The sequence below is a fragment of the Pedobacter caeni genome (genome assembly GCF_900129215.1).
GTDB classification, from domain to species: Bacteria; Bacteroidota; Bacteroidia; order Sphingobacteriales; family Sphingobacteriaceae; genus Pedobacter; species Pedobacter caeni.
Window position 1 is genome coordinate 47033 of sequence record NZ_FQUQ01000009.1, and the last position, 14634, is coordinate 61666.

The 14634-nt window shown below is 39.9% G+C and carries 11 protein-coding genes; 9 read left to right on the top strand and 2 right to left on the bottom strand.

From position 1 onward, the window contains the following. Window positions 1-43 precede the first annotated feature (43 nt). The gene (locus BUC20_RS34140) at window positions 44-406 is read left to right on the top strand and encodes a hypothetical protein (RefSeq protein WP_200801114.1); all 363 of its coding nucleotides are present in this window, start codon (window positions 44-46) and stop codon (window positions 404-406) included. On the opposite strand, the gene BUC20_RS32155 is transcribed toward BUC20_RS34140, so the two are convergent. Both BUC20_RS32155 and BUC20_RS32160 read right to left on the bottom strand, forming a co-directional pair. Beyond that, the gene (locus BUC20_RS32155) at window positions 403-792 is read right to left on the bottom strand and encodes a hypothetical protein (RefSeq protein WP_073238571.1); all 390 of its coding nucleotides are present in this window, start codon (window positions 790-792) and stop codon (window positions 403-405) included. The two genes, BUC20_RS34140 and BUC20_RS32155, sit on opposite strands and share 4 nt — an antisense overlap. Before the next feature lie 17 nt (window positions 793-809). After that, window positions 810-1532 (bottom strand): hypothetical protein, encoded by a 723-nt coding sequence (locus tag BUC20_RS32160; RefSeq protein WP_073238574.1) that lies wholly within the window; start codon window positions 1530-1532, stop codon window positions 810-812. 158 nt (window positions 1533-1690) lie between these two features. Here BUC20_RS32160 and BUC20_RS32165 point away from each other — a divergent pair, with 158 nt between their 5' ends. The 8 genes from BUC20_RS32165 (at window position 1691) to BUC20_RS32205 (ending at window position 14632) form a co-directional block, all read left to right on the top strand. After that, window positions 1691-2080 carry a DoxX-like family protein gene (locus tag BUC20_RS32165; protein ID WP_073238577.1) on the top strand — a complete coding sequence of 130 codons (390 nt, stop codon included), beginning with the start codon at window positions 1691-1693 and terminating at the stop codon, window positions 2078-2080. Window position 2081: 1 nt separating this feature from the next. After that, a complete protein-coding gene (locus BUC20_RS32170; protein WP_073238579.1) occupies window positions 2082-2822 on the top strand; it encodes a DUF2071 domain-containing protein in 741 nt (246 codons plus the stop codon). Beyond that, window positions 2810-3568 carry a methyltransferase domain-containing protein gene (locus tag BUC20_RS32175; protein WP_073238870.1) on the top strand — a complete coding sequence of 253 codons (759 nt, stop codon included), beginning with the start codon at window positions 2810-2812 and terminating at the stop codon, window positions 3566-3568. The genes BUC20_RS32170 and BUC20_RS32175 overlap by 13 nt, the downstream gene beginning before the upstream one ends. 1561 nt (window positions 3569-5129) lie before the next feature. Further along, window positions 5130-8120 (top strand): SusC/RagA family TonB-linked outer membrane protein, encoded by a 2991-nt coding sequence (locus BUC20_RS32185; protein ID WP_073238873.1) that lies wholly within the window; start codon window positions 5130-5132, stop codon window positions 8118-8120. 18 nt (window positions 8121-8138) lie between these two features. Continuing rightward, window positions 8139-9704 carry a RagB/SusD family nutrient uptake outer membrane protein gene (locus BUC20_RS32190; RefSeq protein ID WP_073238585.1) on the top strand — a complete coding sequence of 522 codons (1566 nt, stop codon included), beginning with the start codon at window positions 8139-8141 and terminating at the stop codon, window positions 9702-9704. Between the two features lie 23 nt (window positions 9705-9727). Beyond that, window positions 9728-10408, top strand: a complete 681-nt coding sequence (locus BUC20_RS32195; protein ID WP_084529480.1) for a fasciclin domain-containing protein — start codon at window positions 9728-9730, stop codon at window positions 10406-10408. 11 nt (window positions 10409-10419) lie between these two features. Then, window positions 10420-11454, top strand: coding sequence for a DUF5007 domain-containing protein (locus tag BUC20_RS32200; RefSeq protein WP_073238588.1), 1035 nt, complete (start codon window positions 10420-10422; stop codon window positions 11452-11454). A 31-nt stretch (window positions 11455-11485) separates the two neighbouring features. After that, window positions 11486-14632, top strand: coding sequence for a SusC/RagA family TonB-linked outer membrane protein (locus tag BUC20_RS32205; protein ID WP_073238591.1), 3147 nt, complete (start codon window positions 11486-11488; stop codon window positions 14630-14632). The last annotated feature ends 2 nt before the right edge of the window (window positions 14633-14634 follow it).

Here is a 14634-nt window from a genome sequence, read left to right on the forward strand (position 1 = left end):
TACAGGGATTAAACTATTGTTTAATAAAAACAAAAAAACAGGAGTGGAAAAAGTTCAGCTTTATTCAGGTTTATACCTGTCTGTTTTTCTCATTGTTCATGTGGGGGCAGTTATGTTTGGCAGACAAATTCAATTAGACACTAACTTTTATTTTGCAGCAGCCGGAATGAATTTGTCACCTGCAATTTTTGTGTTTATTCCCTATTATTTTTTGGCTGTAACTGCGATCACTCTGCATGTTGCATCACTACACTACCTAAAGACGAAATCGAAAATGGTTTCTTATGGTATTGCGATTATCGGAATAATTGCTGCTGCATTGATCATTTTAGGCTATACCAATAGTTTTGAATGGCGGGAGATGCCAGTTGAATATCAGCATTTCATCAAGATGTTTTTTGGTTAAAAATTGTAACCGTAGCCATTCGCCTGTGCCTTAAACCATTCATGGAGGATAATCATTGCTACGATGAAGATCCCGATAAAAATATACAACCATTTTTTATCCCGGGGAGATTGCGCATTGAGATCACTGGGGCGGACCAGCACATAGTAAAGACCAAATATCAACAATACCGGGCCAAGCATCATCGTTTTTACTGAGTAAGAAACGGAAGGGGCGTGTTCTGCCATTTGCTGTAACTTTTGATAAATAAAAAAATAACTACTGAGCAGACCTGCTGCGATGAATAACACACCTATTAATAAGGGAGATATGGCTTTTTTTGGTTTTCTGGAGTTGTGATTTACAAATTCATAATCCTCATTTGGGTTGTTTGCCGGTATTTGCATGCTATCGTTTGTTGTGTTTAATTTTTATTTATGATCTGGTCAGCTCGCTCCAACCCCTTAAAGAAGATGTGGATGGTTTCTTCTCCCATAAGCTGAAAATCCTGATTCTTCTTAAAAACAGCATATTTCAGTGCGATTTTTTTGCCTTCAAAAGCATTTGCCTCTTTTGTGTTGAGCTGATCCCAATCGCCATATATGTCTGATCCTTTTTTTAGTTTTTCTACGAATAGGGTATCCGCTGAAAGGGACATATAGCGGAAATAGGTATAGTTATAAGAAGGTGATGGTTCGGTGATCAATAATGCGACCCGGTACAGATCACCTGTCTTAGGTGCTGTTATGTATTCAGATAACAGGGCTTTGTTTTCAATCTGGCTTCGTTTATTTCCTTTAGCAAGTAGAAAAACAATTCCAGCAATAAGTCCAATAAAGGCAGCAAACAAAAGTGGGTTGATCAACAGACCTCTCCATAAGCTTAGTGGTGTTTTAATCTCTTTCTTCAGTCGGTAATAACTCTGTTCCAGTTCATCTGTCCATTTAAGATTGGGTATTTTCTGATCACATCTTAAGCAGCATGCCATTCCATATTTATGTTCTGGCCACATAGGCATGAGAAACCAGGCATATTTTTGAAATATTGCCAATTCTATTCCTCCTCTTGCTCCACATAACGGACAGTTTAACTCAGGACAAGGGACGACTTTATGTGGTAAGGTTCTGACCTGATAAATGAATATCATTGTATTGTTTTACAGTAATTGTTACAATTTGGAAAGATAAAGTTTTATTGACTTGAATTCTGTTCGGGCTCATAAATAAAAGAGTAAAAATTTATCCAGGTAACAGATCCAGTCATCAGTAGAAAAAGTATCTTGGCATTAAGAAATAATCTTTATACATGAGACTTATAAAACTACATCATCTCATAAACTATTGTATTGCTACAGTCTGGTTCATAAATGGTCTTTTTTGTAAAGTACTGAACCTTGTTCCGCGGCATGAGCTGATTGTTTCCAGCATTTTAGGAGATGAATATTCAAGGCCTTTAACCCTTTTGATTGGCCTTTCCGAGATCGGAATGTCGATCTGGGTTTTAACAGGCTTAAGATCCCGTCTGAATGCCATTGCTCAGATGATCATCGTTGGTGTCATGAACCTGTTGGAGTTTTTCCTTGTTCCTGATCTGCTTTTATGGGGGAAAATGAATTCGATATTTGCTGCTTCGTTTATTCTTTTGGTTTATTTTAACGAGTTTTATCTGAATAAAAAATCGCTTTCCCACACCTGATATGAACTCATTTCTTAAGAACCATCCATTTCCTGTTGAGGCCTTTTTTGAAAGTTCTGTAGTGTTGACCTTTGCTGTAGCAAAAGAACAACTGGAGAAACTTATACCGGAATGTCTGGAGCTTGATACTTTTGATGAAAAATGGGCATTTATAGCATTGGCTATGGTCCAGACAAAAGGATTACGTCCTAAAGGCTTTCCAAAGATTCTTGGAAATGATTTCTTTTTAATCGGGTATCGGGTATTTGTCAGATATACCAATGCTGCAGGGAAAAAATTAAGAGGTCTTTACATCCTTAAGTCCGAAACAGACAAAAAGAAGATGGAGTTTCTGGGCAATATTTTTACCCACTATAATTATACGACTACTGATATCATCCATGTCAAGGAGGGGAATACCACTGAAATTAAATCGTTAGGTTCTCGTTTTTCTGTGAAAATTGAAGCACCTGATGGAACCGTTTCACTACCACCGCAGTCCCCATTTCCGGATTGGAAGACCGCAAGAAGATTTGCCGGCCCTTTACCTTTTACATTTACTTACAGTAAGGACACTAAAGAAGTTTTAATTATTGAAGGAGTCAGGGAGAACTGGATCCCGGAACCCATAAATGTGATGGAACATCAGGTTTCATTTGTTGATGATTTAGGGCTAAAAAACGTAGTCCTGGCTAATGCTTTTATCATTAGAGATATCCCATATCATTGGAAGAAAGGAAAAACAGAAATATGGAACAAATAAGAAGGCCATTTCAGGGAGTTTTAAATATCCTTCGCTTTAACTGGCATTTTTATTTATTGTCACTGGGCGTCCTGTTTTTGTTGTTTTTTCTGGCAGGTTTTCTTCCAGGGTATAACCAAAGGTATTTTTATGGGCTTTGTTTCCTCATCCTGGGGATGAGTGTCATTTCCCTTTTAGTTTCTTATTATGTATATGATTTATCCGGACTGTACGATTTTAGTTGGTTGAAGGTATTAGAAACGGATCGCCGGATTGTGAATATAAGTGCCGGCTTTGATGAAACCAGTCATTTGCTGAGAAATAGATTTAGAGAAGGAGAGCTGATCGTCCTTGATTTTTATGATCCACAGAAACACACTGAAGTTTCCATAAAGCGGGCCAGAAAAGCTTATCCCGTGTTTGAGGGGACCAGACAAGTGAACACCACTGAGCTGGGGCTGGAAGATGATTCTGCGGATAAGATATTTGTCATCCTGTCTGCACATGAAATCAGAGATGAAAGTGAGCGGATCATCTTTTTTAAGGCACTAAAGAAAGCACTAAAACCAAACGGACAGGTTTTCATTATTGAACACCTGAGAGACTGGACGAACTTCCTGGCCTATAACATTGGGTTTTTCCATTTTTATTCAAAATCTACCTGGTGTAAAACCTTTCGGGAGGCTGGGCTTAAAGTTCAGTGCGAAATCAGGCAGACGCCATTTATTTCAACATTTATACTGCAAAAGAATGGAGATACATTTTAGAATTATTGGTGTCCTGTTAATTATATTGTCTTTTGCTCACCTGGTTTTTCCAAAGTATTTTAATTGGAACAAGGAGTTTGAATCGTTGAGTCTGATCAATCGGCAAATGATGTATGTGCATACTTTTTTTATCGCATTTGTTGTGCTTTTAATTGGGGTATTATGTCTTAGTTCTTCAACAGAGTTGATTTATACCCCTCTTGGCCGGAGGGTTGATTTGGGAATCGGTCTCTTTTGGTTGGCAAGGTTGTTTATACAATTCTTTGGATATTCGCCGAAACTCTGGAAAGGTAAGCGACTGGAAACCATCATACATATCCTGTTTTCGTTATTGTGGACTTACCTAAGTGTCATATTTTTAGTTTGTTACTGGGGATAATGAGGAAAAAAAGGATGTAGCTTTTTTTTGCAGGTATTCGATCTTCTGCATTTAAATTCTGAATGAACACTAAAAAACAGGAAAAAAGCATGAAAAATTGTGGGTTTTAGTGGTGATTATCCTTCAAATTATAAAATTTTAACATTTGAGGACGCTGGATCCTTAGCATTCAACTTTTTGGATACGATCTCAATATGTTGCTGGTTTTTCAGAATGTCTATTTAATTGGTGGATAAAATGCCTTCTTAATAGAAAAAAACAGGTTTTATCAATCATAACGAGATGAGCAGGAAGCTAATAGGGATTGGTCAAAAGAGGATATGCAAACGTTTGTGTTGATTTAACGTCATAATTTAATTTAAGAGTCTGGCAGGAAAATAATATCATAAAACCTTTAGAGGCTGGGGGAAAAGGGAGCTGGAAGGTCTGATTATTCAAACAAATGTTTGTATGTTAAGTGTCAGTATTTCAGTGTTTTGTGGTTTGTTTTTTGTTTGTGCTTGCCTGATCTTAAATCAGATGTTCCGGCAAGTGAAGCGGATCAGATGAATAAGTGCAGAAAGCAAGGTTCGTGTCTTATTCTTGTTGTCTATTCTGTTAATCCCAGCTTTAAATCAATAGTTGATTTTTGGTTAATGTTTTGTCTGTAATTAAGTGACAATATTTTAGTTATTGTGAAATAAAATATACATAAGAATACTTGCAGGGATATCAAACGTTTGCGCTATAAATTGAAATAAAGAGCTGATTGAAATGACCTAAATTAGATTTAATAATTAGAACCAATCTTCATTGTTGACCGACCATCAGAGTAATTTATTCTGCAACAATAAGATAAAGCGACCAAATATAGACCAGGAGAGCAATCTCTTTTAAACCATAACCGACCCAACAACCTAAACAAACCGACCATGACCAAAATCTCTACTTTTTATCAAAATTCAGATCTCAATCGTTCTATCAGGAATTAAAATATATTCCAATCCATAGAACCATTAGGTTATTCAATTATTCATTCTTAGGTACTAAAAATATAACTGCATTTTCTGTGGTTTAGTATCTATCTGCATGTTTTTTAATTAAATAATCCAATCGCAACTACGAGTAGTTGTCGTCATGGGAATGCTATGTCCCGGGCTCAATCTAAGCTAACAATCTAATAATTAATTAATACGAATGAAAATGGTCCGAATTATTGCGAGTACGATTTATACGGTCTTGCTTTTTATGCTTTGTTTATCAAAGGCAGAAGCAAAATCGTATACTGCTCCACTGAACTATCACAGTATTCTTTTAAGACAGGATACGGTACCCCAAGACTCTGTTGAGCTAAAGAAGATAGATATGGCGATATCCAAGAAAATCAGCAGTATAGCCATATTAAAAGGTACGAGAGACTCTGTTAACGTTAAAATGTCTGCCCTGAGTCCTAATCTTTCCCTGCAACAAATATTGAAGGGAAATACCAGCGGATTATATGTTCAGGAAATCACAGGAGAGCCTGGAACTGAGCAAAGCATGCTGATCAGGGGGCTTTCTGCTCCGATTTTTAGTCGTAAAGATGTGTATGCTGTGCAACCAGTAGTTTATTTAAATGGAATTCCTCTTGCACAGGATAATCCCTTTGCCTTTGAAGTACAAAAATACGACTACAACCGCATTGGTCCGGCAACGAATCTTCTGTCTGCTATTGACATTAATAACATCAATTCCATTGAGGTGATTAAAGATCCGGTGACCTTAGCTAAACTGGGTCCCAATGCAGCAAATGGTGCGATCTGGATCACAACGAAGAATGCAAAATCGGGTAGCAGACAAATTAGTGTCAACAGTTATTTTGGGATGGTTCAGGCTACTAATGTCAATACTGTAAACGGGGCATTTGAGAATAAGTTCCGCCAGCCGTTCTATCAGAAATATGCAACTACTGCCGATCGGGCGAATTATGCGAGTTACCTAAGGGACTCTACCAGTAACGATTATTATGGCCCCTCCAACTGGAATGACCTTTATTTTAAAACAGCGCCGATCCATTCTATCGATTTGAGTTTAACTGGTGGATCAGAACGCGCCAATTTCCGGTTTTTCGGAGGAAATACCCGTAGTGCAGGAAATGCAGATCAAACTGCATTGAACAGATATACTGCTGCATTTCAGATTAATATGGCCCCATTTACCTGGTTTACCTTATCTACCAAAATTAATGCAACCAGGTTAGACCGGGACAGAAACCGGAGTGTGAGGGATCATTTCGGGGAAACGACCTATCTGACTGACTTCAGTACCCCCCTTGCACCAAATAAAGGACTTTATCAAAGTTTCTTAAATGAGTATGATAAGGTGATCGACGACAATACCAATACCCTTTTACAGGGAGCGGTATCGATGAATATCAAGTTGAATAAGGTTAATTTCACCACAAGCCTGCTTTTTGACTATATGGAGGGTGTAAGAGATGTCTTTTATCCTTCAACTTTAATGGAAGACAATAATTATGTGTCCAACTATTTTGGGTTCAATCAGCGTATGATTCTTAACAATGCATTTACTTATGCGCTGGATCTGAATAAAAATAATCATTTTGATTTTGAACTTGGACAGTCTTTGCAAGATGATACCTATAAGTATAACTATGCAAAAGCCTATAACGGACCAAGTGATTTTATCAAGATCAATGAAGTAGACGGGAATAAAGATCATGATGATTATCTGGAATCTCCTTATGGGGGTTTTTATATTTTCCGTTTCAATGATCGTGAAAAAAGTAAACTGCTTTCTTTTTACGGAAGCGTAAAATATAAGTATAAAGACCTTCTGACTTTAAGAGGAAGCCTGAGAAACGATGGAACTTCTAATGGTCAGCCCGACAGCCGTTGGATGATTACCCCCGCTATTGGCGCAGAGTTTAACCTAAAAAGTCAGTTCCTCAAAGAAAACACCCTTTTTGATGCATTAAACCTAACAGCCTCCTGGTCACGGATGATGAAGCCCTTTAATGATGACCGCTTTGCCGGTGGGCCTCAGTACCGTGTGCAAATGGGCTGGAATGAGGAACCTACTTTACCTACTTATGGTGGGCGTGGGGGAATCATGAGACCTTATACCTCCGGATGGGTAGGGTATGGGATTGGACTACCTTATGTTGATCAGCTGAATGTTGGTGTTGATGCAGCTTTCTTAAAAGGGCGCCTGAATGCGGGATTAACCTTTTATAAAAAAGACGATAAAAGAATGGTCCTGAATTTACCACTGGTTACAGAAAGCGGGTATGCCAGCATCAATTCCAGTGGAATGGACGTTAGCAACACCGGGATTGAGCTTAACCTGAATGCCGCTGTTCTTCAGAATAACAAAGGTTTAAGCTGGACTTCAGGAATCAACCTGAGCTTTAACCGCAATAAACTGACAGCCCTGCCTGGTGGCCTTGATGAGTTGATCATCGGGGACCGAAAACTAAAGGTAGGTAAGGCAATTGATGCCTTCTGGTTGTATGAGAACAATGGAATATTTAATTCTACGGCCGAAATTCCTGTTAATCCCGCGACCAATAAACCGCTTACTTTCGACGGAAATGCTTTAAAAGCAGGTGATCCAAGTTGGAAAGATCAGAATGGAGATTATGTGATTAACGATGCGGATAAAGTATTGAAAGGTAATCGCCTTCCTAAAATAACAGGAGGATGGTCAAATGAATTCAACTATGCGGGATTTAATCTGAACATTCAGCTTTTTGCCGCAATCGGGCAAAAAGCACTGAACCAGTACGATGCTAACCGCTATGATTTTATCAATAGAGAGACTTCCAATAATATTGGCTCTATCAGAGAGGTGAACTCCTGGCAAACGAGCAGCAAGGTGAAAAGTTATCCGATTTATAATCCATGGAGTGATGTGATTCCTTATCGCGTGGATCAGGATATCTTTCTGGAAAATGCTTCTTATGTGAAACTGAGAACAGTTTCTCTGGGTTATGACCTTTCTAAAACACGGTTGTTCAGTAAAATGAAAGCTGATTTTAAAAGGATCTATGTCTATGTGACTGCAAATAACCTGCTAACGATTACCTCCTTTTCCGGAAGTGATCCGGAGTTGATCGATTATACCGGAATGTACAATGGTTATGGAATGGCTATTCCTAAGACCTACACCCTGGGGATAAAGTTTGATTTATAGTTTAAACAGAATAATAAGATGATATATTTTATAAACAGGAACACGATTTTTAATAAAGCAGTAATTACTGTATTATTAATTGCTGTTATTTCCATGAACTTTTCTTGTAAAAAGGCACTTGACGTTCAATCGACAAGGTTGTCTACTGAAAAGACGCAGTGGACAACCCTTGAGGATGGTTTATCGGGTTTGTTGGGCATGTATGCACTCATGCGTACAGCTATGGCAAGTAACAATACCCATTGGCTGATGGGGGAATTAAGATTAGGGGATTTTCAGGCCACGAGCAGATCAGATCTGAAAGCGATCATCAGAGGGGATTTGAAAGCTTCTTATCCCATCATGAATGAGATCACCAACTGGCGCAGATTTTATTCTGTGATCAATTCAACCAGTTTATTCATTGAGCGATCTGGTGAGATTCTGGCAAAAGACAAGCGTTATACAAAAGTCAACAATGATGTTGATATTGCTCAGGCAAGAGCACTCAGGGCTTTTGCTTATTTTTATATGGTACGCATCTGGGGGGATGTACCATTGATCACTTCTTCGCATGACGGCCAATTTGAGGAGCATGCGAAGACTGATCAGAAAAAAGTACTTGCATTCGCAGAAGCAGAGTTACTGGCAGCTGCAAAAGTATTGCCTATCTATTATGGTTTAAATGATCCTCAGCTTCCGGGAGATTATTATGGTAGAAACCGTGATTCCTGGAATGGGGTTTTACTGACTAAAATCTCTGCCTATTCTATTTTGTCTCATCTGTCTGCATGGCAGGGACGCTATGTAGACACGGAGGTCTATACCAAATTTGTGATGGACAACTATCAGAAAGACGGCTCACAATCTTCGCCGAGGTATATTTCTATGGATGACCTGACTGAAAATGGGTTTTATAGTCCTTTTGCGTTTAAAAGAGGGGTTCAGATCGTTGGTTTTGCTTTTGAATATGGAAATGGTGAAGCCACTGCAAACGGACATATTGAGCAACTCACCCTGGCCGCTCCACTGATCAGAAAACCGGTTCCGGACATGTTCGTCCCGAAAGACACCATTCGCAGTGCTTTTAAAGACTTAAAAGATTTGCGTTTCGGATTGGACACGGTTACGAAGCTTTACCGGACCAACTATTTTCTAAACTACAATACCGAGATGCCGATTTTCAAAAAGATCAATGTGAGACAGAACGGGGATCTGGGGAATGACGGGACTTTTGCCGTATTCAGTTCCGCTGTGCTGTTTACCAGACTGGAAGAAATCACTTTGTTAAGAGCTGAGGCACTTGCCGTTCTGGGGGCGCGTAATGAAGCCATTGATGCCTTAAATACGGCCTCATCCAGACGTGGTGCTACCGGTTTCTCCAACACCTCTAACGCAGACGTGATCGATGCCATTTTTGCAGAACGCAGAAGGGAATTGATGGGAGAGGGATGGCGCTGGTATGACCTGGTGCGCTACAACAGAATCAAAAGGAATAATCCGGCATTCAATAGGTTACTTGATGAAAATGGCATTTACTGGCCTATTTCAAGAGATGTTTTAAATGCGAACAAATTAATTGTTCAGAATAGCTACTGGAACTAAGCTGATCACCACTTAAAAAAATAATGATGAAAAATATAAAACATCTTTTTTTCTTGCCTGGAGTAATGGCTATTGCTCTTTTTATGATCCTTCAGGGTTGTAAAAAGACCGATAAAACCTATTATGAATATGAGAATAAGATTCAGGAATTTGATGGTAATGCATTAAGTTACCTACAGGCACAAAACGGGATTTATGATTCTATGCTGGTTGTTCTGAAACGCTTGCCTCACCTGGAAGACTCACTAAAGACAAAAAATCTGACGGTATTTGCCGTGACGAACAAAAGCTTCGAAACAGCGGTTAAAAATCTCAATACGACAAGGAAGGCACAAAATAAAAAGCCAATCAGCCTTGCTGAAGCAGATCTGGCACAATTGGACACGATGATGTGTAAATACCTGGTCAGGGAGAAATTCAGGTCTGAGGATTTCCAGAATTATTCTGATGGTGCTTTCGTGAAGAGCCTGAAATTCGGATATCCCATGCACATTTTGTACACGAAAGCAAGTGCTTCAGGCTTGGTGAATGGCGGACCTCAGATTCTGACCTACAGCGATCCCAGGAACTCCATCTTCGTGAAATTCTGGCAACGCAGCCCAACTAATGCGGTCAATATTGCTACCCATAACTCCATTATCCATGTCGTAGCACCGGGACATGAGTTTGGTTTCAATGATTTTACAACAAGAATAAACAAATAAGGCGATAAGATATGAATCATAAATACTCATTAGCATCACTCTATATGCTCTTCATGGGATTGGCAGTAATGATGACTGCCGCCTGTAAAAAGAATCTTCCTGATGATCGTTTACCACTGGGGGCGGATGCAGTTTTTACCACCTTTACTTATAGTCCGGTATTGGGAAGAAACACACTTTTTACGAATAATTTCAATTCTGGACAAGGATCTGGTCTTCCCTTATCTTTTAAAATCATCAATTTGCGTAAAAGGGATGGTTCAGCCGCCCCTGAGCTGACAGAAAATTTCCCGGTTTCTGTATGGAGAAAACCTTATATGGGGGATGAAAAATCTCTGGAAGAGATTGAAGCAAAACGTGCCATTGAAAACCATCCATTGTTTGAGATCAGGGAACATTCAGGGCAATTTCTGATGTGGGCGAATTCCAGCTCTTCTTTTATCAAATCGAGACCTGATTCAGGTTATGTATTTGACGTGGAAGTCTCTAACTCCGGAGGAAGGAGATATTTCAGGGATTTTAAATTAATCCCATATAGGGAAAGGGCGTATGAACCCTCCAATCTTGATCCGATTACCGGCCAGGCTCAGTCTGTTGCAGTTCATCCTTCATTTACTCAGGGACTCAGTGGTGAGCGGACTTCCAGTTTTATCGGTCCTGGTGATATTGATGTTTATTTTAAAAAGATAAATACCAGCGGGAAGTCACTTTCCTTCAAATTCGTAGACTCACTATATAAACCTATCGATCCGAATAAATTCTCCAAAACGAAATGGGAGAGTCTGGTGCATGGCTTTAACATGGTCAAAACCAATGAGTCGGTGAAATATGATGTTCCCTATCCAATTCCGGCGATTGCTTTCCCTACCATCTATACCAACCCTGGTGGCACACAGGCAAGGGCTGTATTCAGATACGAAAGACAAGGTTTTGGAAATCAGTTGATCCAGGCTGCTATCGGGTTTGACTTCAACATTTATGAGAAGGGGGATTGGGAGGTCACCTTCAGGTTTACCCGCGAGTCTCCAAAATTCACCAATGACTAACAAAGTATATCGTTTTTAATTTATATCAGACATGAGGTATCTAATTATAGTATTTTCTTTACTCCTGCTATGCGGCTTTAATAAAGAGGTATTTGCGCAGCAGAAGAAAGTGGTCATTCAGGGAACTGTTCTTGACAAGGCCGATAAGGTGGGGATTCCAGGAGTTAATGTCCAGGCAGGAAGTCCTTTAACAAGTGTGGGAGTGACGAACGAAAAAGGCGAATTTTCTGTAAGTGTAGCAGAAAATTCGGAGTTGTTCTTTAAATATATCGGCTACACTACTGCGAGAAGGAAGGCAGATGGCAAATCAAAAATAACCGTTTATCTGGCAGAGGAACAAAATGCACTAAAGGAAACCGTTATTATTGGTTATCAGACCAAAACAAAGGAAACCAGTACCGGGTCAAGTGTAGTGATTACCGCTAAGATGATTCAGGATGTACCCGTAGCGAACCTTATGGAACTGATTCAGGGTAAAGTGCCGGGCTTGAATGTTCAGAATAACAATGGTTCACCCGGGATGCGTGGATCGATTAACCTGCGTGGATTATCCAGTATCAATATCTCAGAATCAGGAGGTAGTGCTTTTCTGACTCCGACCTCTCCTTTGTTTGTGGTGGATGGGGTGCCCATCGAAGATGCGAATAATTTTGATTATGGTTTTCAGCAGGGTGGGCCCGGAATAAGTCCATTGTCCCTTATCCCTGCAGAAGATGTAGAAAGGATCGAAATCCTGAAAGATGCCCAGGCTACTTCTCTTTATGGTTCCCGTGGTGCTTATGGAGTTATCCTCGTTACTACAAAAAGAGGAAATTCAAAAGTTCCGATCATTAAGTACACTTCGAATTACTTTATGAATGCCATTCCAAAATTGAGGGATGTGATCGGAGGTATGGATGAACGGAGGATGAGGATTAATCAAATCATGGGCAACGATACCAGTTATTACCATGGTATAGATATGATCAACAGAAACCCTTTTTTGTCAGACAGTTTAAATGCTTACTATAATAACTCGACCAACTGGCAATCCTATTTTTATCGCAGAACTTACAATCATTCTCAAAACGTAGATATCTCCGGGGGGGATAATACTTTCAACTATAAAGTGAATACAGGTTATTATGATGAGAAGGGAATTGTCGAAAACACCGGGCTCAGCCGGTTCAGTTTAAACATGAACATGCAGTATCAGCCAAGTCCCAAATTCAGGTTGTTTGCCAGTATTGCCAACGCATTGGCAAAAAACAGCAAGGGGAGTGGAAATAGTTTGCTACAGGGAGATGCAGCAAAAGGAGGGGCCCAAACCTCATTACTGCCGGCACCCTCCCAGTACACTGCAGTGAATTCTGTGCTCAGTGCGATGCAGACCCAAAATGATAATAAGACCGTCAAGATTGCGGCCAACGTAGATCTTCGTTATGAATTCTTAAAAGGCCTTGCTGCATCAACTAATTTTAGTTATACCTATAATTCCGGTACGGAAGATAATTTTATACCGGCAGCGATTAATAATAATGCGGGTGAACTTTACCTGTATAATGATAAGCAAATCGCTTTATATAGTAGAAGTACCCTTGCATATGTCCTCTCACTAGGGGAGAAACATAACTTTAGTGCCAACGTTTTCAACGAGCTAACCACTACCACCTTTAAAGCTGATGCCATGCTGAACAGGAATACCGTGAATGATTACATCCATGGCCCTACGATGGGATATGCTTATCCATTTTCACCGGGAGGGACTTTAGATAATTTTTCAGATCGGCGTTCACTTGCGTTTGCCGGTGCCTTCTCCTATAATTATATGCAGAAGTACGTCCTGGATTTAACTTACCGTCTGGATGGAACATCTACAAATGGTCCTGATGCAGGTTATTCAAAAAACCCCTCTGTAGGATTGAGGTGGAACTTTAACAAAGAAGATTTTCTATCTACCATCAGCTGGCTGGATTTCGGTTCCCTAAGAGGAAGTTATGGAAGAAACATTGTTCCTACAGGAACGATTTATGATGTGTATGGCCGTTATCTGTCCGGCGCCCGTTATAATAACAATCCAACTGTAAACCTGGATTTGAGGACCGTTCCCAATACAGCATTAAGTCCTAAAACAACAACGCAGTTAAACTTTGGATTTGACTTTGGAGTACTGCAAAATAAGGTTAACGTTACGTTTGATACCTATTGGAAGTATGTAGATAACGAGCTAAAAGCAAAAGATCTTCCAAACATCAACTCATTTGAGAAAATCTCTACGAATGAAATCAGCTTCATGACCAGGGGATACGAAATTGCCGTTTCATTCAAGCCTTTACCTGAAAAGAGCAAGTTGAACTGGACCCTGATGGTAAATGGAGATTACAGAAAGGAAGTCTTGACCCGTCTGCCGGATGGAGCAAGACAACTAATGTTTAAAGATGTCAATACCGGTCAGAATATCCTGTATCGCCTGGGCAGAAATACACTTTCTAATGTATTGCTGAATACCAATGGAATTTTTTCTACGAATGAAGACGTTCCTGTAGATCCTATGACTGGGTTAAGATATCGCACCGGAACAGGTGGTGATGTGACTTACTTTCAGGCAGGAGATCCAAGATGGACCGATCTGAATGGAGATTACATACTGGATGAAAGGGATTATGTCAGCGTGGGTAATGCTCAGCCGGCAATTACGGGAGGGATAAACTCTTCGATGATCTATAAACAGTTTAGCCTGAATTTCAATCTTTCCTTTACGATGAAAAGAGACATCCTTAACAATGCTGTTGCAGAACGCTTTCAGAATTTTGGAAGGCCAAATGTCCCTGGCTCATTAGTTCCTCTGGACCGCTATAAATTCTGGGAAACTTCCGGAGATGTTGCGCAGTATCCGAATCCGTATGATTTTACCCGCCAACGGGTGATCAAGCCTTTCCGCTTTGATCAGACACTCTTCCAGGAGGATGGTTCCTATTTGAAAATCAACGACGTTACCCTTGGTTATACCTTTGATCGTCAGCTCACAAAACGAATCGGAATCACCGGACTACGCATTTATCTGACAGGAAGAAACCTTTACACATTTACCAATTATACAGGACCAAACCCGGAAAGTGTAGATGCTTTAGGCAGAGATAAATCGGAAGGCTATCCAAATAGCCGCTCCTACACCTTTGGTTTAAATGTTCAGTTCTAAAA